The sequence below is a fragment of the uncultured Flavobacterium sp. genome, assembly GCF_951805225.1.
Lineage (GTDB): Bacteria > Bacteroidota > Bacteroidia > Flavobacteriales > Flavobacteriaceae > Flavobacterium.
In genome coordinates this window covers 4,038,829-4,064,119 of sequence record NZ_OX638201.1, presented here as the reverse complement: position 1 = coordinate 4,064,119, position 25,291 = coordinate 4,038,829, and the positions used below count along the sequence as shown (strand labels likewise).

24 protein-coding genes are annotated in these 25,291 nt (G+C 32.7%); 20 read left to right on the top strand and 4 right to left on the bottom strand.

Features of this window, described 5'->3' with window-relative positions; translation table 11 throughout:
- Positions 1-105 precede the first annotated feature (105 nt).
- Entirely contained in the window at positions 106-600 is a 495-nt protein-coding gene (locus WN975_RS17000) for a hypothetical protein (protein ID WP_337967542.1), read from the top strand.
- Positions 601-636: 36 nt separating this feature from the next.
- Here the strand turns inward: WN975_RS17000 and WN975_RS16995 are convergent, their stop codons facing one another.
- A complete protein-coding gene (locus WN975_RS16995) occupies positions 637-1,068 on the bottom strand; it encodes a TerB family tellurite resistance protein (protein ID WP_337967541.1) in 432 nt (143 codons plus the stop codon).
- Positions 1,069-1,237: 169 nt separating this feature from the next.
- Between WN975_RS16995 and WN975_RS16990 the strand changes: the two genes are divergently transcribed.
- The 5 genes from WN975_RS16990 (at position 1,238) to WN975_RS16970 (ending at position 4,617) form a co-directional block, all read left to right on the top strand.
- Positions 1,238-1,831, top strand: coding sequence for a HupE/UreJ family protein (locus tag WN975_RS16990; RefSeq protein ID WP_099709690.1), 594 nt, complete (start codon positions 1,238-1,240; stop codon positions 1,829-1,831).
- 5 nt (positions 1,832-1,836) lie between these two features.
- Positions 1,837-2,268 (top strand): dCMP deaminase family protein, encoded by a 432-nt coding sequence (locus WN975_RS16985; protein WP_099709689.1) that lies wholly within the window; start codon positions 1,837-1,839, stop codon positions 2,266-2,268.
- Positions 2,268-3,845 carry a S41 family peptidase gene (locus WN975_RS16980; protein WP_337967540.1) on the top strand — a complete coding sequence of 526 codons (1,578 nt, stop codon included), beginning with the start codon at positions 2,268-2,270 and terminating at the stop codon, positions 3,843-3,845. The genes WN975_RS16985 and WN975_RS16980 overlap by 1 nt, the downstream gene beginning before the upstream one ends.
- 17 nt (positions 3,846-3,862) lie before the next feature.
- On the top strand, positions 3,863-4,228 hold the full coding sequence (locus tag WN975_RS16975; RefSeq protein ID WP_337967539.1) for a nuclear transport factor 2 family protein: 366 nt from the start codon (positions 3,863-3,865) through the stop codon (positions 4,226-4,228).
- Positions 4,229-4,305: 77 nt separating this feature from the next.
- Complete coding sequence (locus WN975_RS16970) at positions 4,306-4,617, top strand: hypothetical protein (protein WP_099709686.1); 312 nt, start codon at positions 4,306-4,308, stop codon at positions 4,615-4,617.
- A gap of 182 nt (positions 4,618-4,799) precedes the next feature.
- Here the strand turns inward: WN975_RS16970 and WN975_RS16965 are convergent, their stop codons facing one another.
- From WN975_RS16965 to WN975_RS16955, 3 genes are all read right to left on the bottom strand, one after another.
- Entirely contained in the window at positions 4,800-5,405 is a 606-nt protein-coding gene (locus WN975_RS16965) for an FAD-dependent oxidoreductase (protein WP_337969001.1), read from the bottom strand.
- Between the two features lies 1 nt (position 5,406).
- A complete protein-coding gene (locus WN975_RS16960) occupies positions 5,407-5,610 on the bottom strand; it encodes a hypothetical protein (protein WP_099709685.1) in 204 nt (67 codons plus the stop codon).
- A gap of 109 nt (positions 5,611-5,719) precedes the next feature.
- Positions 5,720-6,298: a MarC family protein gene (locus WN975_RS16955; RefSeq protein ID WP_099709684.1), complete on the bottom strand. Its 579-nt coding sequence runs from the start codon at positions 6,296-6,298 to the stop codon at positions 5,720-5,722.
- A gap of 488 nt (positions 6,299-6,786) precedes the next feature.
- Here WN975_RS16955 and WN975_RS16950 point away from each other — a divergent pair, with 488 nt between their 5' ends.
- From WN975_RS16950 to WN975_RS16885, 14 genes are all read left to right on the top strand, one after another.
- Positions 6,787-7,356: a DUF3109 family protein gene (locus WN975_RS16950; RefSeq protein WP_121328709.1), complete on the top strand. Its 570-nt coding sequence runs from the start codon at positions 6,787-6,789 to the stop codon at positions 7,354-7,356.
- A gap of 336 nt (positions 7,357-7,692) precedes the next feature.
- Positions 7,693-8,670 (top strand): ribonucleotide-diphosphate reductase subunit beta, encoded by a 978-nt coding sequence (locus tag WN975_RS16945; RefSeq protein WP_083692655.1) that lies wholly within the window; start codon positions 7,693-7,695, stop codon positions 8,668-8,670.
- Between the two features lie 261 nt (positions 8,671-8,931).
- Complete coding sequence (locus WN975_RS16940; protein ID WP_337967538.1) at positions 8,932-11,331, top strand: ribonucleoside-diphosphate reductase subunit alpha; 2,400 nt, start codon at positions 8,932-8,934, stop codon at positions 11,329-11,331.
- A gap of 190 nt (positions 11,332-11,521) precedes the next feature.
- Positions 11,522-12,490: a hypothetical protein gene (locus WN975_RS16935; protein WP_337967537.1), complete on the top strand. Its 969-nt coding sequence runs from the start codon at positions 11,522-11,524 to the stop codon at positions 12,488-12,490.
- A complete protein-coding gene (locus tag WN975_RS16930; protein ID WP_337967536.1) occupies positions 12,477-12,920 on the top strand; it encodes a hypothetical protein in 444 nt (147 codons plus the stop codon). Before WN975_RS16935 ends, WN975_RS16930 begins: the two co-directional genes overlap by 14 nt.
- Positions 12,895-13,659: a hypothetical protein gene (locus tag WN975_RS16925; RefSeq protein WP_337967535.1), complete on the top strand. Its 765-nt coding sequence runs from the start codon at positions 12,895-12,897 to the stop codon at positions 13,657-13,659. Before WN975_RS16930 ends, WN975_RS16925 begins: the two co-directional genes overlap by 26 nt.
- A 396-nt stretch (positions 13,660-14,055) precedes the next feature.
- Positions 14,056-14,883: a prephenate dehydratase gene (locus WN975_RS16920; protein ID WP_337967534.1), complete on the top strand. Its 828-nt coding sequence runs from the start codon at positions 14,056-14,058 to the stop codon at positions 14,881-14,883.
- 88 nt (positions 14,884-14,971) lie between these two features.
- Positions 14,972-16,117 carry an aminotransferase class I/II-fold pyridoxal phosphate-dependent enzyme gene (locus WN975_RS16915; RefSeq protein WP_337967533.1) on the top strand — a complete coding sequence of 382 codons (1,146 nt, stop codon included), beginning with the start codon at positions 14,972-14,974 and terminating at the stop codon, positions 16,115-16,117.
- Between the two features lie 93 nt (positions 16,118-16,210).
- A complete protein-coding gene (locus tag WN975_RS16910; protein ID WP_337967532.1) occupies positions 16,211-17,068 on the top strand; it encodes a prephenate dehydrogenase in 858 nt (285 codons plus the stop codon).
- 15 nt (positions 17,069-17,083) lie between these two features.
- Complete coding sequence (locus tag WN975_RS16905) at positions 17,084-18,166, top strand: bifunctional 3-deoxy-7-phosphoheptulonate synthase/chorismate mutase type II (protein WP_099709674.1); 1,083 nt, start codon at positions 17,084-17,086, stop codon at positions 18,164-18,166.
- A 219-nt stretch (positions 18,167-18,385) separates the two neighbouring features.
- Entirely contained in the window at positions 18,386-21,598 is a 3,213-nt protein-coding gene (locus tag WN975_RS16900) for a VIT domain-containing protein (RefSeq protein WP_337967531.1), read from the top strand.
- A gap of 136 nt (positions 21,599-21,734) precedes the next feature.
- Complete coding sequence (gene rsgA / locus WN975_RS16895; RefSeq protein ID WP_337967530.1) at positions 21,735-22,712, top strand: ribosome small subunit-dependent GTPase A; 978 nt, start codon at positions 21,735-21,737, stop codon at positions 22,710-22,712.
- A 132-nt stretch (positions 22,713-22,844) separates the two neighbouring features.
- Positions 22,845-23,297 (top strand): D-aminoacyl-tRNA deacylase, encoded by a 453-nt coding sequence (dtd, locus tag WN975_RS16890; protein ID WP_337967529.1) that lies wholly within the window; start codon positions 22,845-22,847, stop codon positions 23,295-23,297.
- Positions 23,298-23,383: 86 nt separating this feature from the next.
- Positions 23,384-25,291 carry a DUF3857 domain-containing protein gene (locus WN975_RS16885; protein WP_337967528.1) on the top strand — a complete coding sequence of 636 codons (1,908 nt, stop codon included), beginning with the start codon at positions 23,384-23,386 and terminating at the stop codon, positions 25,289-25,291.

Here is a 25,291-nt window from a genome sequence, read left to right as displayed (position 1 = left end):
TTTTAATTTCAATTTTCAGTTTTGAATGAAGTAGTTATTGTTTATAGCTTTTTTTTAAATAAGTTATTTATGTAAGATTTTTATATATTTAACAAAAATATATTTATGAGAAAAATTGCTGTAATACTTTTGTTAGTATTCAATATTACAACTTCTTGTTCATCAGATGCAGATGATAAAGCAAGTGTGACTTCATCGATTGTGATTGATGGAAATAGTTTTGTACCAACCAAAGGAGTTTATTTTTATAAAACGGCAAGTTTTGATACACAGAAAAGTGTCAATTTTGTAATTTCAAACGAAAAAGGAGAGACTTTTTATATTGATATCTCTTTTCCAGCATCTCAAAAAGATTTGAATGGAATTTATGATTTTGGACCGGGAACAGCAGATGAGCTTTTGGTAAGTTGCGAATTAGTAACAGCAACTACGAGATATCCTATATTAGGTTATACTTTGAAAATTACAGATTTAGGTAATTCTAAGTTTAGTTTTGTGTTTACTGAGCCTGTTGCAGCTTTTGATGTTGTTAAAAATAAACAAGTCACTTTTAAAGGTGGACTTGAAGGTCAATTTAAATTGACAGAAGTAAAACAATAAAAAAAAAAAGCTCCAATTTTAATTGGAGCTTTTTTTTTATTTATTCATGTTTTCCATTTCGAAAAGGAAAGTATCTAAATCTACTTTTTTGTCAACTAAAGACAATGCTTTTCTTACGATATAATCAATATTTCCAGGAGTAAATCCTAAAGCCAATCCCATACGTCTTAGCATTATTTCTTGTTGGTCTCCTAAATGGTGATCTACGTGAACCATTCTTGCCAAATCGTACAAACGCTCTAAACGTTGTGCATACAAGTAAGGCGGGTTTATCGCATGTTGCCACGGATCTTTAAGGATTTCCTTATATTCGTCTTCTGAAATTTCTAATCTTGAAGCTAATTTGTCTAAAAAAGCTTGCTCTTCGTCATTAATTTTTCCGTCAGCAAATGCGACACGCACAATTGCAGAGAAATGACCTCTGTTTCTTTGTTTGAATTCGTTATCAAATAATTCTGAAAATGGCATAATTAATTAGGTTTTTATCGAACAAAGATAAATCTTATTTTAATTTAACATTTTAAATTTCTCATAAAATTTAACTTATTTTTCTCTGCGGTTTTAAGAGTTGACTTTGTTGGTTTTTCAAAATAAATCGTAAGTTTACAACCCCTAATCAATTAATATTATTGCCCCTATGTCAGATTTTTGGATTTATTTTCAAATAGGATTGAAGCACGTTCTTGATATTCATGCTTACGATCACGTTCTTTTTTTAATCGCATTAACAACACCTTATTTGTTTAAAGACTGGAAACGCATTTTGCTTTTAGTTTCTGTTTTTACAATAGGTCATACACTAGCATTATTGCTTTCGGTTTACGGAATCATTGCTATAAAAGTAAATATTGTGGAATTTTTAATTCCGATTACGATTTTAATAACGGCTGTTTTTAATCTCTTTACAGCAGGGAAAGCTTCTAAGAACGATGGTATAAATTTATTGTTTTTTGTGACCTTGTTTTTTGGGATTATTCACGGACTTGGATTCTCTAATTATTTTAAGACAATTTTAGGAGGATCAGCAAATTCAAAATTACTACCTTTAGGAGAATTTGCGCTAGGTATCGAAGCAGCACAATTAGTAGTTGTTTTTGTGGTTTTGGTCATATCATATATAGTACAAACTGTATTTCGTTTTTCAAAACGCGACTGGGCGCTTGTAATGTCGGCTTTTATCATTGGTGTTGTAGTTCCGATGATTATCGAAAGCCCAATTTGGAACAGATAAAATAAATGGAGATAAAAAAATTAAATAAATACGATAAAGCGTATTTACGCATTGCAAATGAGTGGAGTTTACTCTCTTATTGTAAGCGAAAAAAAGTTGGAGCCATTATCGTAAAAGACCGAATGATTATTTCTGACGGATATAATGGTACTCCATCCGGATTTGAAAATTGCTGTGAAGACGAAGACGGATTAACACGTTGGGATGTTTTGCATGCCGAAGCAAATGCGATTTTAAAAGTTGCCCGATCAACTCAGTCTTGCGAAGGAGCAACATTGTACATCACATTGTCGCCATGTAAAGAATGCAGTAAATTGATTCATCAATCCGGAATAAAAAGAGTGGTTTACCACAACGGATATCGCGATGATTCCGGGATTCAGTTTTTATTAAAAGCAGGAGTTGAGGTCGAACATATTCCTGTTTTAGAAGAGTAATGAAATTTAATCTAAAATATTTGCCAATCGTTATCGGAGCTACTTTTGCTCTTGGAACCGTACTCGGAAGCAGAATGAATGCTCCCGTTGATGATCAGCTATTGGCTAAGAATTACTCTAAAACCAAGCTGAATAAACTGATTGATTTTATCAATAACGAATATGTTGATAGCATCAATACAGATTCTATTGTGAACTTAACGGTAGATAATATTTTATCAAAATTAGATCCGCATTCTGTATATATTCCGCCAACGGAACAAGCAGAAGTTGCTGAAAGTATGAAAGGAGATTTTGTGGGTATCGGAATTAATTTTTATATGTATAAAGATTCTGTTGCGATCATAAAGCCTATCGAAAACGGACCTTCGGCGAAAGCTGGAATAAAATCCGGAGATCGAATTTTATTTGCCGGAAAAACTAAATTGTTCGGTAGAAGTTTGCCGTCAGATAGTTTGTTTTCGAAATTAAAAGGAAAACAAGGAAGTGAAATCGAACTGACTGTTTTTAGAAAGTCAGAACAAAAGAAACTTAAATTTAAAGTAAAAAGAGATATTATTCCAATCAAGAGTGTTGACGCTTCTTTGATGCTTGGAAATAATACGGGTTATATAAAAATCAATCGTTTTGCCGAAACTACTTTTGATGAGTTTAAAGCTGGTTTAAACAGATTGAAACAAAACGGAATCGAATCATTGGTAATTGATCTTCGTGATAATGGCGGTGGTTACATGGAAGAAGCTATTGCTGTCGCCGATGAGTTTTTGAAAGATAAACAGTTAATCGTTTTTACTAAAAACAAAAATGGTACGACCGAAAAAACATATGCTACAAAAGCCGGAAGTTTTGAAACTGGAAAAATATATGTTTTAATAAATGAGAATAGCGCTTCTGCCAGTGAAATTTTGGCTGGAGCACTTCAGGATAATGATCGCGGAATTATTGTTGGGCGTCGTTCTTTTGGAAAAGGATTGGTACAACGCGAAATGGATTTCAATGACGGATCTGCGGTAAGACTTACTGTAGCGCGATATTATACACCAACCGGAAGATCGATTCAGAAACCTTATAAAAAAGGAAACGAAGAATATTTTAAAGAATCAGAATCTCGTCTAAAATCTGGAGAACTTTATGCTAAAGACAGTATAAAAGTGGCAGATTCCTTGAAATTTAAAACCCCAAAGGGCAAGATTGTTTACGGAGGCGGCGGAATCGTTCCGGATATTTTTGTGCCAATTGAAGCGGAACACGGAAACGAAAATGTTGCTTATTTGCTTCAAACAGGAATTGTAGGTCATTTTGTTTTTGAAGAATTAGACAAAAATAGAAGTGCGTTTTCAGGTCTTCATTTTAATGAGTTTCTGAATAAGATGAAAACCTCTGATGTGTATTTTAAAAAGTTCAAAACCTATGTTTTATTAACTGGTTTAGATTTAAAATTAGATAAAACCAAAGCTTTGGTAAACCGTTATATTACTGCAGAATTTGCCAGACAATTGTATGGCGAATTGTATTATTATGATGTGATTTTGAAAGAAGATGCGATGATCAAAGCCGTTTTGAATCCGAAAAAGTAACTTTAAATCATTTTCATATGAGAACAGAAGACATTGTGAATGCTGAGATTGAACTTTTGACAGCAATTAAAAATGCTGATGTTGCTGCTTTAGAGAAAACACTCCACGATGATTTACTTTTCAATTTACCGGACGGTCAAACAATTACTAAAGAGTTTGATTTGAATTCGTATCGTTCCGGAAAAATGAAGATTGATGCATTAGAAGCATCGGATCAAATTATTAATATAATCGATGATTCGGCTGTTGTTAGCGTCATGATTTCGTTAAAAGGAACTTACGACAATAATGCTGTAAATGGTACGTTTCGTTATATCAGGGTTTGGAAACAATTCGGCGAAAGCCCAAAAGTAATTGCAGGAAGCTGTATTCAATTGCATTAAAATAATTAATAATAATTTAAAACAAACTTGTAGAGTCTTGCGGAAAACCTAGCGAGATTTGCGGTTAAACTATAAATATGAAAAATCTAAAAAGAATAAGTCTTTTATTGGTGTTAATGGCTTTTGTAATTTCTTGTGCATGTATGAAAGATAAAAACGCGATTTCGGGAAAAGTAATCTCTATTGAAAACGGAAAAGACGGTTACACTGCAAAAATCAATACTGATAAAAATGAAGTTTATTTTGCAACAATCAGTATTGTAAATCTTGGCGGACCTGAGAAATTCAAAAGATTTAAAGAAGGTGATGAGGTTTCGGTAAAAGGTGAAATCTGGAAAACAGACACTGAGAAACATATCAAAGTAAAAGAAATTGTTTCTGTAAAATAAAAGCTAAACCATATAAGTTATATAAGTTCATTTAATTAGATGCGTAAAGCAAATAGCAATTAAAGGGAAATAAAAACTTAAGTAAAAAAAGAAACCATATAAGTTATATAAGTTGATAATATGCGCAATGCATTAAATGAACTTATATAACTTATATGGTTTAATAATTTTATAGGTAAACTTTATCTAATACTATCGTGAGCGTGAGTTTGAACGCCGTTATTCCATAAAGTTAGAATATCTGTAGCAACAGCAGCGCCACTTCCGGCAGCGATCGCTAATTGGCTTCTCCAACCAGCCAAAGTTCCAATAACATAAATGCCATCGGCTACTTTATGATCGTCATTTTTAAGCTGAATACGTTGTTTTTCTGGAAGTGCTTTTTTGTGTGGTTCAATATATTGCATTAAACCTTCAATGTCAAAAGTATTGGCAGAACCAATTCCAACAACCATATTTTTTGTTTTGTAAGTGTCTTTATTAGTAGTTACAGTAAATTCAGGATAAGAACCCTCAACTTTAACCACTTTTTCGTTTGGTATTTGTATAATGTGCGGATAGCTTTCGGCTAAATGCTCCGTACTTTCGGTTAGCAATTCTGAGCCTAATTTGCCTGGGGTAATGCCATAAGCATTGTAAAAGATTGCTTCTTGTAAAGAAGAACTTTTTTGATGTGTAAAAACACCGATTTTTTTATCGGTAGCAAAAGCTTTGTTTTTGGCAGATCCTAAAACCAGAGCACAAGACATGCTCGAAACACCACCGCCAATAAGTAAAACGTCAAACATATTATCTGTTATCATTCATTTTTTCTTCAATTCTTTTTGAAATTCTAAAAATCAAAAGAATCAAAACTGCGCAAAATGAAGCGGCGATTCCAATAAAAGCTACAACACTGTCTCCCTGAAAAGGATTTTTGAAGTCTAGCAACGTAATATTAAAAACAATTAAAGCTAATGCCAGAAGCACTAAGATTGAAGTAAAAATTTTCATAATGGTTGTTTGTTTGCCTAAAATAATAAAGTAAAACCCTTAGATGTTAAATAAATGTCTTCAAGTCGTATTTTAGAAATTTTATGGGGTAAATTTATAAAAATAATTGTTAGACAAACAAACCTTTAACATTAGCAGCAAATAATTTAACAGCAATCGCTAAAAGTATCACTCCAAATGTCTTGCGAACCACGCCAAGTCCGTTTTCTCCTAATAAATTCTCGATTTTCTTAGAAGATTTTAAAACAATATATACTAAGATAATGTTCAGTACAATTGCAATAATGATATTAATGGTGTGAAACTGAGATCGAAGAGATAATAAAGTGGTCATTGTTCCTGCACCGGCAATCAACGGAAATGCTAAAGGAACAATAGAAGCAGATCCCGGTTCTTCGTCACGATAGATTCTGATTCCTAAAATCATTTCTAAAGCCAAAAAGAATAATACAAAAGAACCTGCAACGGCAAACGAATGCACATCTATACCAATAAGATTCAGTAATCCTTCTCCAACAAAAAGAAAAACAATCATAATAAGTGCGGCTACAATCGAAGCTTTTTCAGATTCGATATGTCCAACTTTTGCTCTTAAATTCACAATAATAGGAATAGATCCCACAATGTCAATTACGGCAAAAAGCACCATTCCTACAGTAACGATTTCTTTAAAGTCGATATCCAGCATATTACTTTGATTTTTAGGGTTTAAAAATTTGTGCAAAGGTAGATAATAAAGGTAGGTGTTTTTTTGATAAGATGTATTTCAAAGTATTTTTGTTATAAAAACATGGTTTTTCGATTAAAAAAATGATTTTTATAACAATTATTAAAATCTCTTACATATTTATAATGGTTTGGGATGATTTTGCTGTGGCGTTTTACCGCAAAGAGCGCAAAGTTTTTTCGCAAAGATTCGCAAAGATCATTTTTGGAAGCTACATAAATATAGAAGACTTAAAAAGTTCGCAAAGCTTTGTTGGTTTTAATCTGCCGAATCTGTGGCAAAATGCTTTTCAAATATTCGTAATCAAATTAAACTTTGCGAATCTTTGCGAAAAAACTTTGCGCTCTTTGCGGTAAAACTCACAAGGCATTTTACAGTAAAATTTAATCTCATTTCATCTGCTTTCTTTGCCTATCTTTGCACTTTATAAATTTCAGTACTTTATTATCATGTTTCAATTAGGTAAAACCATTATTTCAGAAGATATTCTTGAAAAAGAATTTGTGTGCAACTTGTCAGCTTGTAAAGGAGCTTGCTGTGTTGATGGAGATGCCGGCGCGCCTTTGAACGAAGCAGAAACTAAAATTCTGGAAGAAATTTATCCTAAAGTAAAACCATTTTTACGCAAAGAAGGAATTGCTGCTATCGAAGCGCAAGGAACTTGGGTAAAAGGAACTGATGGCGATCTTGAAACGCCACTAATCGATAATAAGGATTGTGCTTATGTTATTTTTGATGGTAAAACTGCACTTTGCGGAATCGAGCAAGCTTATAACCAAGGAATCGTAGATTGGAAAAAACCTGTTTCTTGTCATTTATACCCAATTCGAGTAAAAGACTTCACGGAGTTTGCTGCGGTCAATTATGATAAATGGGATATTTGTGATGATGCTTGTTCTTTAGGTAAAGAATTAGAAGTTCCAGTGTATAAATTTGTCAAAGAAGCGTTAATTCGTCGCTTTGGTCAGGACTGGTATTTGGAGCTTGAAAAAGTAGCCGAAGAACTTAAAAAATCATAAAAATCTACGCGCGTTAGTTACCACTTTTAAACGGTTTATTTTAACTCAAAAAATAAAGTTTTAACTCAAAAAAAAACTTTTAAAAACAATTCAAAATTTCTTGCTTTTTATTGTAAAAAGTCTATATTTTACGGGCTTCAAGGTTATTTGGTTGCTTTTAAAGTATTCATTTACAGTAAATTAATTATTGTCTGAAAAATATCTCATTTTTTAACCTTTGTTAAAAACTACGTCGAATTGTGAATAAGTTTGGCTTTCATTTTTAGCGATAATTGACAATCTTTGTAGTCTATTGAATTGGTAGAAATTCAATACAAAAATTAAACAAAAATTACCATGTCACAAGTCGAGCCAATATTACAAGAAAATAAAAATCGTTTCGTTATTTTTCCAATTAAACATCATGATATTTGGGAATGGTACAAAAAGATGGAAGCTAGTTTTTGGACTGCTGAAGAAATCGATTTGCACCAGGATTTGACAGACTGGAATAATAAGTTAAGTGACGACGAAAGATATTTCATTAAACATATATTAGCATTTTTTGCAGCTTCTGACGGAATTGTAAATGAAAACCTTGCTGAGAACTTTGTAAATGAAGTTCAATATGCTGAGGCGAAATTTTTCTATGGTTTCCAAATCATGATGGAAAACATTCATAGTGAAACTTATTCTCTATTAATTGACACTTACGTGAAAGATGAAGCAGAGAAAGCAGAATTGTTTAATGCTTTGGAAGTTTTTCCTGCAATTAAGAAAAAAGCAGATTGGGCTTTAAAATGGATCGAATCTGATTCGTTTGCTGAAAGACTAATTGCTTTTGCAGCAGTTGAAGGAATTTTCTTTTCAGGAGCTTTCTGTTCTATTTATTGGTTGAAAAAACGTGGTTTAATGCCAGGTTTAACTTTCTCTAACGAGTTGATTTCTCGTGACGAAGGTGTACACTGTGACTTTGCAGTTCACCTACACAATCATCACTTGATTAATAAAGTACCAAAAGACAGAATTAAAGAAATTATTGTTGACGCTTTAGATATCGAAAGAGAGTTTGTTACAGAATCTCTTCCGGTAAGTTTAATTGGTATGAATGCTACTTTAATGACACAATATCTGGAATTTGTTGCAGATAGATTATTAGTAGAATTAGGTTGCGAACGTGTTTATGGATCAGCGAATCCGTTTGACTTCATGGACATGATCTCTCTTCAGGGAAAAACTAATTTCTTTGAAAAACGTGTTGCAGAGTATCAAAAATCAGGTGTTATGAACACAGATAGTGATGCTCAGAAAATTTCATTTGATGCAGATTTTTAGACAACAAAAAATATTTTTAGCGTGATCTAAGAAACGCTAAAAAAGATTAACAGTAGATTTTTTAAGATTGAATCTTCATCCCAAATCGTCGATTCAATAACAATTTTTAATGCCTTTTCGGTCTTTTTTCAGACTGGAAACAGATAACTATTGAGAATCCTACAATTCTCAAAAAATAATTTTAAAACACGCAATGTTTAAGTCCTGGAATTCGTTATTCCAGTGTCTTTCATTTTTTCAATAACTAAAATAGGTAAGCTTATGTATGTAGTAAAAAGAGATGGCCACAAAGAGCCCGTAATGTTTGATAAGATTACAGAAAGAATCAAAAAATTGTGTTACGGCTTGAATGAGCTTGTAGATCCTGTTAAGGTAGCGATGAGAGTTATCGAAGGATTATATGATGGGGTTTCAACTTCTGAACTAGATAATCTTGCGGCAGAAACGGCGGCTTCTATGACAATTGCGCATCCTGATTATGCACAATTAGCAGCACGTGTGGCAATTTCGAATCTACATTCAAATACTAAGAAGTCGTTCTCAGAGACGATGAAAGATATGTATAACTACGTTAATCCAAGAAATGGACAAGAAGCGCCATTACTTTCGGATGAAGTATTCAACGTAATTCAGGAAAACTCTGCTTTCCTTGATTCACATATCATTTATACAAGAGATTTCAATTATGATTACTTTGGTTTCAAAACCTTAGAGCGTTCATATTTGCTTAAAATAAACGGTAAAATCGTAGAAAGACCACAACATATGTTGATGCGTGTTTCGGTTGGTATTCACCTTGACGATTTAAAATCAGTAATTGAAACTTACGATTTAATGTCTAAAAAGTTCTTTACGCATGCAACGCCAACGTTGTTTAATGCAGGAACTCCAAAACCACAAATGTCTTCTTGTTTCCTTTTGGCAATGCAGGATGATAGTATTGATGGTATTTATGATACATTAAAACAAACGGCTAAAATTTCGCAATCAGCGGGAGGAATTGGTCTTTCTATTCATAACGTTCGTGCAACAGGATCTTACATTCGTGGTACAAACGGAACTTCAAACGGAATCGTTCCGATGTTGAGAGTTTTCAACGATACGGCTCGTTACGTAGATCAAGGTGGTGGAAAACGTAAAGGAAGTTTTGCGATTTACATCGAAACCTGGCATGCTGATATCTTCGACTTTTTGGATTTAAAGAAAAACACAGGAAAAGAAGAAATGCGTGCACGTGATTTATTCTTCGCAATGTGGACATCTGATTTATTCATGAAACGTGTTCAGGAAGATGCATCATGGACTTTAATGTGTCCTAATGAATGTCCTGGATTATACGATGTTTACGGAGAAGAATTCGAAACAATGTATTTGGATTATGAATTTAGAGGAAAAGGTAGAAAAACCATTCGTGCTCGTGAATTATGGGAGAAAATCCTTGAATCACAAATCGAAACTGGAACTCCTTATATGTTGTACAAAGATGCAGCAAACCGTAAATCAAATCACAAGAACTTAGGAACAATTCGTTCATCAAACTTGTGTACAGAGATTATGGAGTTTACTTCTAAAGATGAAATCGCGGTTTGTAACTTAGCTTCAATTTCGTTACCAATGTTTATTGACAACGGTAAATTTGATCACGAAGCGCTTTACAATGTTACAAAACGTGTAACTCGTAACCTGAACAAAGTAATCGACAGAAACTACTATCCGGTTAAAGAAGCTGAAAACTCAAACATGCGTCACCGTCCGGTAGGATTAGGAGTGCAAGGTTTGGCAGATGCTTTTATCATGTTGCGTATGCCGTTTACAAGTGATGAAGCAAAAGCATTAAATCAGGAAATTTTCGAAACATTATACTTCGCAGCCGTAACCGCTTCTATGGAAATGGCAAAAGAAGAAGGACCATATTCTACATTTGCTGGATCTCCAATGTCACAAGGAGAATTCCAGTACAATATGTGGGGAATGAAAGATGAAGAATTATCTGGGCGTTGGGACTGGGCTTCATTAAGAAAAGAAGTAATGGAACATGGAGTTCGTAACTCATTATTAGTTGCGCCAATGCCAACAGCTTCGACTTCACAAATCCTTGGAAACAACGAAGCTTTCGAACCATATACATCAAACATTTACACACGTCGTGTATTGTCTGGAGAATTCATCGTAGTAAACAAACACTTACTAGAAGACTTAGTAAAACTAGGTTTATGGGACGAAACATTGAAACAAGAAATCATGCGTCATAACGGATCTGTTCAAAACATTGATATTATCCCGCAAGACCTGAAAGATCTTTACAAAACAGTTTGGGAAATGTCGATGAAAGACATTATCGATATGTCACGTCAAAGAGGTTATTTCATTGACCAATCACAATCATTGAACTTGTTCATGCAAGATGCAAACTATTCTAAACTTACGTCAATGCACTTCTATGCTTGGCAATCAGGTTTAAAAACAGGAATGTATTACTTAAGAACAAAATCCGCGGTTGATGCGATTAAATTCACATTAAACAACGATAAAAAAGAAGAAGATGCACCGGCAGCAGTTTTGGTTCCGGAAACAGAATCTATCAGCATTGAAGATTACAAAGCTATGTTGCTAAAAGCACAAGCCGGAGATCCTGAAGATTGTGAAATGTGTGGTTCTTAATTTTTCATTAGAAGAAAGAGAATAGAATAAAGAAGAAAGATTTATATCTTTAAATTATAGAAAGCAGTTATTGTAATGATAGCTGCTTTTTTTAGATAAAAAATAAGAGTTTATAAAGATGAATTTAAATGTAGAAAACATCCAGATTAGCTGTGTGTTGTTTGAACTTTTAAGAAAAAATTAAGAAAATATGGCTACACTTTTACAATCAATCCAAAAGATGATTGATAATATATCAGTTACTGACAGACAAGAAGAATATATTGAAACGTCTACAAATTACCTTGATGGTCATCTTACAAAAGCAGAGAATGAATTAAATATTGATTGCACATTTGTAAATGGTTCATATGAGAGAGAAACAATTATCAGGCCTTTAGATGATGTTGATATTTTTGCAGTTTTAAACGAAGAAAAATGGTTAGACGAATTTGGAAACCTACCAAAACCACAAGCTGTATTAACTAAAATAAAAAACAAACTAAATTCTATATCTCACTACGAAGGTAAAGTAACGCAAGACAGACCTTGCGTCACAATTACACTAAGTAAGATAAATTTTGATGTTTTGCCAAGTTTTAAACAAAAATATGGAGGTTACTTAATACCTAATTATGATTTAGATTCCTGGATATTCAGTAACCCACAAGAATTAACTAATAATCTGAATGATTCAAACCGAAATAATGGATATAATATAAAGTGTTTAGTTAAAGCGATAAAATATTGGAATAGGGAAAATAAAAAGTTGCTTCCTTCTTTTCACATTGAAGAAACAGTTGTTAGTTATTTCCATATTAATAATTTTTCCAATTTTGAAGAAGGTATTAGACTTTGGTTTGATAACGCCGAATATTATTTAAATAAAATAAAATTCAAAACAGAAAATCATTTTGATGAAGGAATTAAAAAAGTGAAAAATGTAAAGGAAAAACTAAATAAAGCAAAAGAGCATTTAGATAAAAAAGAAAATGTAGAAGCAATACAAATTTGGAAAGAAATATTTGGTAAAGAATTTACAATATCAGATATAAATGAAGCAAAAACATTTTCTCAAAATTTATCTGATGGTATTTTAAAATCTACTCCATCTGGTTTTATTTCAAATTCAATTGGAAAAAACATTCCAGCTTCAAAAGGTTTTTATGGCGATATATAGAAATAAATCAACTAAAGTTGATATACAAATTGGTGCGATGAAATCACTTTATCCTCAATTTAAAGTTACTAAAAAGTCTAACAGCGAAGTTAAATTTGTTGGAGAACTTCAACCTAAACCGGAATTTAGAAAATTTAAGGTAGAAATCACATACTGTGGTAATTTTAGACCAAAAGTTAAAATATTGAGTCCAAAATTAGTTGATAAACCACCTCATTTCTATGAAAGAACAGAAACTCTCTGTCTTTATCATCCAAAAGATTTTAATTGGTCAAAAGATAAATTGATAGCAAAATATATTTTACCTATAACGTCCGCTTGGTTGTACTTTTATGAAGTTTGGTTAGAAACAGATATTTGGTACGGTCCAGAGGCTAGCCACGATAACATAAAAAAAAATAATGATGAAAAAGAAAGTACCACACGATAAAATTTATAAAATCGTAAATAAGTTGTCTAGCGGTTTGAGTTGGATTTTAATTATATCCACATTTATATCAGTTTTACTTATAATTATTAATAATTTTAGATCAACCATAAATCCAAATATATCTACTACATTATCAAAGGTACTTGCATTTTTTGCGGTGACTTATTTTATTATAGAAATCATTCAAAATCACATTTATCATCGAGCGGAACTTCAACGAAAAAATGATTTTGTTGATAATAGCCTAAGTACAAAATTGGCTGATGCAAATTCACAAGGTTATTTTACAAATGAGGAAATAAATAATGGAATTTATAAACTAGGTGTAAACTGTTTTGAAAATTCATTTTTTACTAAATCAATCACATCGAAAATGTTAACTAAACAATTGACTTATACAATTGTAATCTGGTTGGTAATCTGGTTGGTAATTTTATCAGCACCCAATGGTATAGTTGTCGAAGTATTATTATTGACGCTTCCTCTTAGTGTTTTGAATGAAACTAATAAATTATATCGATTAAATAGAAATGTAGAATTCGTATTCTTGAATTTCAAAAAAATATTTAGTTCAACCAAGAAACTAAAAAGAGAATTTTTAATAATAGATAACGTTATTAGTTATGAAAAATCTTTATCCTACAGTTCTATTCCTTTAGACTCTTGTTTATTCAGTAAAATGAATGATGAATTATCTATTGAATGGAATGAAATGAAAAAGAATCATAAAATTAAATAACCACAATAATTTGCGCTAATTCGTGAATTCATGGCGAAAAATTAGTAGCTTAGAAACTCAGAACCTTAGTACCTCACTAAAAACCAATTGTCTATATCGCATTTTAAGGCTGTTTTTTTATATTATCATACAAAAGCTGCTAAATTTGTTAAGAAATCCTTTTTTGTTTCATAAAATGCATTATTTTTTTTGGTGCAGTAAAAATAATTTATACATTCGCAGAGAATTTATTGAAAAACACAAACAAAATGTCTAATAACCGTTTTTATTTTAGCAACTCTTTTTATTTCTTCTTTAGTAGAAGTGAGGATTGTGCTATGGTTATTTGAGAAAATTTAAAAGACAAATAAAACTAATATACAATCCTGATGCAAATCAGGATTTTTTTTTGAATATATGACAACTAAAATTGCAATACAAGGTATAAAAGGTTCATTTCATCATCAGGTTGTGAAAGAGTATTTCTCTGAAAATGTGGAAATTGATGAATGTTTATCTTTTGAAGAATTAATTGATAGCTTGCTTTCCGGAAAAACTGATCAAGCAGTTATGGCGATTGAAAATTCGATTGCAGGGCCAATTATTCCGAATTATGCTTTGATTGACAAGAATAATTTACACATAATTGGAGAGCATTATTTAAATATTAGTCAAAATTTAATGGCTTTAAAAGGTCAGAAAATTGAAGATATAAAAGAAGTTCATTCACATCCAATGGCAATTTTGCAATGTATGGATTTCTTAAAACAATATCCGAACATTAAGTTGGTTGAAGACAAAGATACCGCTGAAACAGCAAGAAGAATTCAGGAAAAACAACTAACCGGAATCGCAGCAATTGGAAGTAAAGTAGCTTCGGAAATGTATGATCTTGATATTATCGCACCGGAAATTCAAACGATTAAAAACAATATGACTCGTTTTGTGATTATCAAAAAGCAGAATTCATTTTTGCCGGAAAACGAAATCAACAGAGCATCAATCAAATTTGAATTAGATCACAAAAGAGGAAGTTTAGCAGCAGTTTTGAATGTAATGAGCGATTGCAAACTGAATTTGACAAAAATTCAATCGCTTCCAAAAATTGAAACACCTTGGAAATATTCATTTTTCGTAGATGTAACATTCGAGAAATACGAAGATTTTGCAAAAGCCAAATCTTTATTAAATATAATGGCAGAGTATTTAAAGGTTTTAGGAGAATATAAAAACACCAAACCTTAAGTAGTCTTAAAGTTAGAAAGTCGAAAGCCAAAAAGTCCAAAATAAAAAGTGCCTAAAGCATACAGCTTAAAGCCTAAAGCAGAAAAAAATGATTACAACAGCAAAAAGATTAGATACAGTTGAAGAATACTACTTCTCATCAAAATTGAGAGAAGTTCGTCAACTACAATCTGAAGGAAAATCTATCATCAATATGGGAATCGGAAGCCCTGATTTGAGTCCGTCGAAAGCAGTAATTGAAGCAGTCGCTGCAGCAATTCAAGACGAAAACGGACATGGTTATCAAAGCTATCAGGGATTACCGGAATTGAGAAAAGGGATGGCAGATTTTTATCAGAATCAGTTTGGTGTTGAGTTAAATCCGAATAACGAGATTTTGCCTTTGATGGGTTCGAAAGAAGGAATTATGCACATTTCGTTAGCTTTTTTAAATGAAGGCGATCACGTTTTAATTCCGAATCCAGGTTATCCAACTTATACATCGGTAACTAATTTGGTTGGAGCGGTTCCGGTTTATTATGATCTAAAAGAAGCAAATGCCTGGGAGCCGGATTTTGAAGCTTTGGAAAAATTAGATCTTTCGAAAGTAAAAATTATGTGGCTGGGATATCCGCACATGCCAACAGGAGCGAGAGGAAGTTTAGTGTTATTTGAAAAATTGGTTGCTTTTGCTAAAAAACACAACATATTATTGATCAACGACAATCCGTATAGTTTTGTTTTGAATGATAATCCAATGAGTTTATTGCAAGTTGAAGGAGCAAAAGAAGTGGCTTTGGAATTGAATTCACTTAGTAAAACATTCAACATGGCAGGTTGGAGAGTTGGAATGGTTTTGGGAAATCCTGAAATTATCGATGCGGTTCTAAAAGTAAAAAGTAACATGGACAGCGGAATGTTCTACGGAATTCAGAAAGGTGCAGTTGCAGCGTTGAATTGCGATAAATCTTGGTTCGAAGATCAAAATAAAATTTACAGACGCCGCCGTGAATTAACAGAAAAACTAGCAGAAAAATTAGGTTGCAAAGTTTATAAAGAAGGTGTTGGACTTTTTGTTTGGGCGAAACTTCCGGAAGGAATTGAATCATCAGAAAAGTTCATTGACGAAATATTATACGAGAAACACATTTTCATCACACCGGGAACGATCTTCGGAAGCAATGGTGAAGGATATATTAGATTCTCACTGTGTGTAAAAGAAGAAAAAGTACAAGAAGCGATTGACCGATTTTAGAAGTCATTGCGAGGGACGAAGCAATCTCGGTTGGTGAGTCAATTATTAGTGTGGTTGCTTCGTTCCTCGCAATGACAAAAAATAAAAATAAATATGAAAGTATACGTAATAGGAATAGGGTTAATAGGAGGTTCGATGGTGCTGGACATCAAAGATCAACATCCAAACGCGACTATTTTTGGAATAGATAATAACGAAAAACATTTGCAGGAAGCGATTGATTTAGGCGTTATCGATCAGGCAGGAAGTTTTGAAGATTTGGCGGAAGCTGATTTTGTAATTGTTTCGGTTCCTGTGGATGTTGCGCTGACGGTTTTGCCTAAAGTGCTTGATTTGGTTGGTGATAAAACAATTGTTTTTGAAGTTGGATCGACTAAAAAACCAATTTGTGATGCAGTTGCAAATCATCCGAAAAGAAGAAATTTTATTGCAACGCATCCAATTGCAGGAACGGAGTTTTCAGGACCTTCGGCGGCGATAAAAGGTTTGTTTAAAGGAAAAACAAATATCATTTGTGAGGTGGAAAAAACCACTTTTAAATTGCAGGAAAAGGCATTACAGCTTTTTAGCGAAATTGGAATGAGGATTCGATATATGGATCCAACTTCGCACGATAAACACATTGCTTACGTTTCGCATTTGTCGCACATTAGTTCGTTTATGCTTGGGAAAACGGTAATGAATAAGGAAAAAGACGAACAGGATATTTTTGATATGGCGGGAAGTGGATTTGAAAGTACGGTTCGTCTAGCAAAAAGTTCTCCGGCAATGTGGACACCAATTTTTAAGCAAAACAAAGAACACGTTATTGAAACATTAGAAGAATATATTTCAAATCTGAGTCGGTTTAGAGATTTGCTGAAAGACGAAAATTACAATGCCATTTTTGAAGAAATGGAAAGCACAAATAAAATTAAAGAGATATTAAACGGATTAACAATTAAAAAATAAAAACTAAAAATTAAGATGGAAAATAAGAAAGAAATGAGAAAGTGGTTAGAAGATTTCAATTTAAATCACCCACTTGTGATAGCTGGACCATGTAGTGCAGAAACAGAAGATCAAGTATTGAAAATTGCTCACGAATTAAAAGATTCAAAAGTTAGTGTATTCAGAGCAGGAATCTGGAAACCAAGAACGCGTCCGGGAGGATTTGAAGGTGTTGGAGAAATTGGTTTAAAATGGTTACAAAAAGCTAAAAAAGAAACTGGTTTATTAATGGGAACTGAAGTTGCGACTGCAGCTCACTGTAAACTGGCTTTAGAACATGATATTGACGTTTTATGGGTTGGTGCTCGTACAACTGCAAACCCTTTTGCTGTTCAGGAAATTGCTGATACATTGAAAGGAACTGATAAAATCGTTTTGGTTAAAAACCCTGTAAACCCAGATTTAGCTTTATGGTTAGGTGGTGTAGAGCGTTTACATATGGCTGGAATCGAGAAGTTAGGAGTTATTCACAGAGGTTTCTCTACTTACGAAAAAACAAAATACAGAAACATTCCAGAATGGCAAATTGCTATCGAATTGCAAAATAAATTCCCTGATTTACCATTAATCATCGATCCATCTCACATTACCGGAGATCGTAAAATGATTTTTGAAGTAACGCAAGAGGCTTTAGATTTGAACTACGATGGTATGATTATCGAAACGCACTACGATCCGGACAATGCTTGGTCTGATGCTGCTCAACAAGTTACTCCAGATGCTTTGAAGCAAATCATTAAAGATTTGACTATCAGAAAAACGGATGATACTACAGATGAGTACAGCCAAAAAATGACTAAACTAAGAGCTAACATCGATGTTCTTGATGCTAACTTATTAGAGTTATTAGGAAAACGTATGAAAGTTGCTGACGAAATTGGTCAAGTGAAAAAAGATGCAAACGTAGCAATTCTTCAAAACAACCGTTGGAACGAAATCTTAGGAAAAATGATTCTTGAAGGAGAGAAAAAAGGTCTTACTGAAGAGTTTGTTTTGAGAATGTTCAAAGCAATTCACCAGGAAAGTATTGGTCACCAAGAGAAAATTTTCAACGCATAATTTTCTTTAAAATATAAATGTGATATAAGTTAATTTGAGTTTTTAATAAATTCTGTTCTAAAGTTTTCTTATTTCATAATTTTAAAAATAGATTGTTTTTTTAAAATCCCCATCATTTTGAAAGAAGTGGTGGGGATTTTTTTTTAGAATAAGTATTATCTTCCCAACCTTTTGATGTTTTTTGTTCTCTATAACAATATAAACCTTGATTTTTGTATTATGAAATTAAAACTGTTTCCGTCTGCACAAGGCAATCTTCAAATGAATTTGAGTGTATTGCTTTTCTTTTTGTTTTTTATTGGAACAAAAACTTTTGCACAAAGTCCTGAACTTACCGTTAAAGGAGAAGAGGCAGAGAAAGTGAGAATGAACAAACTTTTCGTCAATGTAAAAGTGGTTGGCAACATCGCCTATACAACTGCCGAAATGCACTTTTTTAATTCGGGAACTCGCCAGATGGAAGCAGAACTTATTTTTCCGTTGCCGGAAAATGTTTCGGTTTCAAGATATGCGATTGATATTAATGGCAAAATGCGTGAAGCAGTTCCGGTTAATAAAAATAAAGGAAAACAGGTTTTTGAAGCCATCGAACATCGTCGTGTTGATCCGGGATTGTTGGAGAAAGTAGATGGAAATAATTTTAGAACCAGAATTTATCCTTTAGTGCCAAACGGAGAACGAACTGTAATAATTGGTTACGAAGAAGAACTTTCAGCTTTTGATAAAGATAATTTGGTGTATCAATTGGTGAGTCGTTATCCTAAAAAGTTAGATAATTTTTCGGTGAAGATTTCTGTTATTGGAGTTTCAACTTCTCCAAAAATTACCGAAAAATCAACGAGAATTTCTTTCTCAAAATGGAATCAGTCTTTTGAAGCTTCTTTCGAAAAAGAAAATTATCAGCCGGATGAAAAATTAGTTTTTGAAGTTCCAATACAAAATAATACACCGAGTGTTTTGACCCAAGATGCAGGCGGTCAGTATTATTTTTATGGAAATGTTTTTATTGAAGGTAATGCTAAATCAAGAAAAACACCTTCTTCAATTGGTTTAATCTGGGATAATTCTCTGAGCTGTCAGAATCGTGATCTTAAAAAAGAATTGGACTTATTAGACGCTTATTTTCAAAAGATAAAAAATACAAAAGTGACTTTGTACTTTTTGAATTACACTTTTGAAAAGCAAAAAGATTTTGTTATTTCTAATGGAAATTGGAGTGAATTAAAAACGGTTTTAGAAAACACAAAATACGATGGCGGAACCCGTTATTCGCAATTGAATTTTGCAAATCATGATCAGTATTTATTTTCTACAGATGGTTTATCGTCATTGAGTGAAAGCTCATTTCCAAAAACTAAAAAAGCGGTGTTTACCATTTCGTCTTCTGTCTCGGCTGACTTTGCTTTTTTAAATTATTCCTCTTCACAAACGGGAGGGAATTTCATCAATCTAAATCAATTGAGTACCGAAAATGCTTTAGATAAATTGATTAGTACAAATTTGAAATTTTTGGGCATAAAAGAAAATCTTTTAATTACTGATTTATTTCCGATGGAAGGAACTTCGGTTTCAGGGAATTTTAGTTTTTCGGGAATATCATTAAATCCGAAAAATGAAATTACGTTGTTGTTTGGTAATGGCGATGATGCTATTTTGGAAAGAAAAATAACTTTTGATGAAGCAAATCAAAATGCAAGTGAGGTTAATATTGAAAAACTTTGGGCGCAAAAGAAAATCGCAAATCTTGAATTGCAATACGACAAAAATGCTGAAGAAATTGAAACTTTAGGAAAGAAATACGGAATAATTACCAAAAATACTTCGTTGATTGTTCTGGAAAATCTTCAGGATTATATTATGTATGATATTATTCCTCCTGCAGAATTACGTGCAGAATTTGACAAAATAAAAAAACAGGAACAAGACAGTCGTCTGGCAAAACAAACTAGTAACTGGGAAAATGTAGGTGGTTATTTTACAGCATTAAATTATTGGTGGAAACTTGATACAAAATATGTAGCCCCAAAAGTTTTGCCAAAGTCAAAGAAAAAGAGAGGTTCGGGAACAATAAATGGTGATTCAGATGCTGTTTTGACAGTTGATGAGCCTATTGGAGCAGGACAGGCAAGTGAAGTTATGGAAGATAATGTAGTATATAACGCAGCACCAGTATCTGCAATGAGATTGGAGTCTGTAGAAAATCAAGCCAAAAAAGAAAAATCATACCGACCTGCAAAAAATATTGCTCCAGGATTAACTAATACTATGACGCAATCTGTTGTTAAACCCGAAGGAGCCAAAACGGAACAAGAAGACGATTATAGTAAAACTATCGTGAGAGGATATTTGTCTGATAGTAAAAACAAGGAACTTTTAATAATTGTTGATGGACAAATTTTTGATGGAAGACTCGAAGATATAGTAAATGCAAATATGCTTTCGGTCGATAAAATTACAGATCCTTCTATTACCTCTATTTATGGCAGTCGAGCGGCAGATGGGATTATTAGTGTTACTACAAAAAATCCGAATAAGTTTAAAATTTGGAATCCGGACAGATTGTATTTGAAAGCTTTGGCTGCAGCTCCAAAAGAAAAACAATATGATTTGTATTTTGAATTAAGAAAAGCACAGGAAAGAAATCCAAGTTTTTATTTTGATGTAGCACACTTTTTCTACAATCAGGGCGATGTTAAAAAAGCATTGCAGATAATCAGTAATATTGCCGATTTGGGTTTAGAAAATCATCAGTTATATAAAACATTAACTTATACTTTACGTCAGTGGCAGGATTATGATGATGCAGTATTTACAGCAAAACAAGTTGTGAAATGGAGATCGCATGAACCGCAGAGTTTACGCGATTATGCATTGACTCTTGAAGATGACGGAAAATATCAGGAAGCTTTTGATGAATTGATCAAAGCGTTGGAGGTGAATTATTATGGCGAAATGCGCAGTCATTATGAAGGTGTTGAAGATATTATATTAATGGATTTGAATCGAATGATTACAGAACATTCGGGATTGAAAACCGAAAAATTAGATAAAAAATATCTTGACAAAATGCCGGTTGATATTAGAATAATAATGAACTGGAATCAAATGGATGTCGATTTAGATCTTCATGTAATTGAACCAAATGGCGAAGAATGTTATTACGGTCATAAGAGTACTGTGGCGGGTGCGAGATTTTCAAAAGACTTTACGCGAGGTTACGGACCTGAACAGTATTTAATTCGAAATGCTATTAAAGGAAATTATAAAATCAAAACGAATTATTTTGGCGAAACAAAATTAACAGAAGATGGTCCAGCAACCATTATGGTAGAAATTTACACAACCAAAGCCGGAAAAACGTCAAAAACTTTAAAAACACTTCAGTTAGGAAAAATCAAAGAGAATGAAATTTTAGCAGAAATCGTTTGGTAAACCTTTAATTTAAGGGTAAGTCTTTAATTTTAAAAGGCGAAATTGCGTTGTTCAATTCTAAAAACGTAATTTTGCCTTTTATTTTTTAGTTCAAAGAGCAATCTAAAAGCTAAAATCAGAAATCTAAAATTAAAGAATGACAGGACTCGTATATAAATCTACAGGAAGTTGGTACACGGTAAAATCTGAAAAAGGTGATTTTATAGAATGCCGTATGAAAGGGAAGTTTAGGATGAAAGGTATTAAAAGTACAAATCCTATTGCTGTAGGCGATATTGTAGATTATGAACTCGAAGAAACTTCAGATACTTTAACGGGAACGATTCATCATATTCACGAAAGAAAGAATTACATCGTTCGTAAATCGGTTAATTTATCACATCAAATGCATATTATCGCATCAAATATTGATCGCGTTTTTTTATTGATTACGATTAATAACCCGCCAACAACATTCAACTTTATTGATCGTTTTTTGGTAACAGCTGAAGCTTATAATATTGAAACGATTTTGGTTTTTAATAAAATAGATACTTTTGACGAAGCCACACTCGAAGATCAATTGTATATGCAATACGTTTATCAGCAAATTGGTTATAAATGTCTTCGTGTTTCTTCTACAGAAATGAAAGGTGTCGATGAATTAAAAGAAATGATGATTGGCAAAGTAAGTATGTTTTCGGGACATTCAGGTGTTGGAAAATCGACTTTGGTAAACGCAATGGAACCTTCATTACATCTTAAAACCAAAACTATTTCTGAAGCCAGTAAGCAAGGTCAGCATACGACTACTTTTGCTGAAATGTATGATTTGTCTTTTAATGCAAAAATTATCGATACTCCGGGAATTAAAGGTTTTGGAATCGTTGATATGGAGAAAGAAGAAATCAGTGGTTATTTTCCGGAATTCTTCAAATTAAAAGATCAATGTAAATTCAATAATTGCTTGCATAAAGAAGAGCCACATTGTGCTATAAAAGCAGCTTTAGAAAAAGACGAGATTGCTTGGTCTCGTTACAATAGTTACTTGAAGATCTTAGAAGGTGATGATGAAAATTATCGTACAGATTCTTATGATGAAGATCGAAAAGCAAGTGACGAACTTAGGAAATAATTGTTAATTATGAATTGTTAATTGTGGAGAAAGTTTGAATGTAGAGATGCACTGCAGTGCATCTAACGTTAGAATTTAAAACCTTTTTAATTCGTGTAATCTGTGACAAAACCACACATCATTAGATAAAATATGAAAATTGTTCTTCAAAGAGTTTCCCAAGCATCAGTAACAGTTGATGAAAAAAAAATAGCAGACATTCAAAAAGGATTATTGGTTTTAGTTGGAATTGAAGATGCCGACACTCAAGAAGATATTGACTGGCTTGTTGGAAAAATCATAAAAATGAGAATTTTTGGTGACGAAAATGATGTGATGAACTGCTCGGTTCAGGATATCGATGGAGATATTATAGTTGTAAGCCAGTTTACACTTCATGCTTCTACAAAAAAAGGGAATCGCCCTTCTTATATAAAAGCTGCAAAACCTGAATTTGCAATTCCGATGTATGAAAATTTTGTAAAATCGTTAGAAAAGGATTTTAATAAAAAAGTACAAACCGGAATTTTTGGTGCTGATATGAAGGTTAATCTCTTAAATGACGGGCCTGTAACAATTTTAATGGACAGTAAAAACAGAGATTAAAAAATAATTAGAGAAAGATTAAAAAATTCTTACACCGGTGTTAAAGGTTTCTAAAAATAATATATATTTGGCGAAATTACTTACTAATGAAAACCTTTGTTTTTGCGTTACTTTTCTTCTTTGTTACGCTTCTTTCTTCTGCCCAAAAAGGCGAATATCCTGTTTCAAAAATCTCCGATAGTCTTAAAGAAAATGCCAATGCTGTAGTCCGTTTGGATCAATTGGATATTATTATTGCTTCACAGCGTGATATGACTTTGAAAACCCAGAGAATTGTAACGGTTTTAAATGAGAAAGGTCTTGAGGATATCAACGCTTATCAACACTATGATAAAACAACTGGTATAAAAAGTATTGAAGCAGTTGTTTATGACGAGCTTGGTAATGAAATCAAAAAGATTAGAAAAAAAGATTTTAAAGATCAAAGTGCTGTCAGCGGAAGCACTCTTTTTTCAGATAGTCGAGTAATTTATTTAGATTATACTCCAATTTCGTATCCATTTACGATTGTATATACTAGTGAAGTCGAAACTTCAAATACTGCTTTTATTCCAAAATGGTATTTTTTGAGCGGTTATAATGTTAGTATAGAGAAATCTGTCTTAAATGTTTCTTATCCAAATAACCTGGGATTTAAAAAGAAAGAATTTCAGTTTTCTGATTTTAAAATAAATAAAACGGTAGATAGCGATACAAAACTTAGTTACACTGCAGTAAATATTTATGCCAGAAAAGGAGAAGACTACAGTCCATCTGCAGAAGATCTTTTCCCTAAAGTTATGATGGGATTAGAGCATTTTCACTTAGAAGGTGTAGACGGAACTGCTACAACATGGGAAGCGTTTGGTAAATGGTACAGTGAAAAAATTCTTGCAGGAACGACAGTTTTACCTGAAGAAACTGTGACTAAAATAAAAGCATTGGTTGGTGATGAAAAAGATCCAATCAAGAAAGCCAAAATTATCTACGAGTATGTTCAGAAAAAATCAAGATATGTAAATATTGCAATTGGTATTGGAGGCTGGAAACCTATGCTTGCTTCTGATGTAGATCGATTGGGATATGGAGATTGTAAAGCATTGTCAAATTATACAAAAGCACTTTTGCAGACCGTTGATGTTCCTTCTTATAATACTATTTTATATGGAGATCGTTACAAGTCGAATATTCAATCTGATTTTGTTTCGATGCAGGGAAATCACATGATATTAGCAATTCCAAATGGGAATAGTTATACATTTCTTGAATGTACAAGTCAGGATGATCCTTTTGGGTATCAAGGAACTTTTACGGATGATAGAGATGTTTTGGTCGTTAAACCAGAAGGTGGTGTAATTGTTAGAACTACAATTTATGCTGATCCTGGTAATACACAAAAAGATAAAGGTTTTTATACTATTGATGAAAACGGAAATTTCTCCGGAGCAATTTCTGTTATTTCAGAAGGATCACAATATAGTTCTAAAGCACAAGTTGAAACTTTGCAACCAACAGAAAAAGAAGCTCATTACAAGAAATATTGGGACAATATCAATAATTTGAAATTGGGTAAAATAACTTTTACAAACGACAAAGAAAATATTCGTTTTACAGAAGATATTCAGGTAAGCGCAATAAGTTACGCGACAATTTCTGCTAATAAGATGATTTTTCCAATTGACGCCTTCAATCAAAGTTCAGGTAATGTAAAGAGAATCCGAAATAGAAAGAATCCATTTCAAATTCAGCGTGGTTACTTAGATACAGATGAAATCGAAATCAATCTGCCAGCAGGTTTTACCATTGAATTTTTGCCTTCGAACTTTGAATTAAAAGGCAAATTTGGAGAATACAAAACCGAAATCATTAAAAAAGAAAATAATAAACTGACCTACAAACGCTCGATGTTTTTAAATAAAGGAAAATATTCAAGTAAAGAATACGATGAATATCGCCTTTTTATGGAGCAAGTGTCAAGAAACGATAACGCCAAAATTATATTAACCAAGAACTAG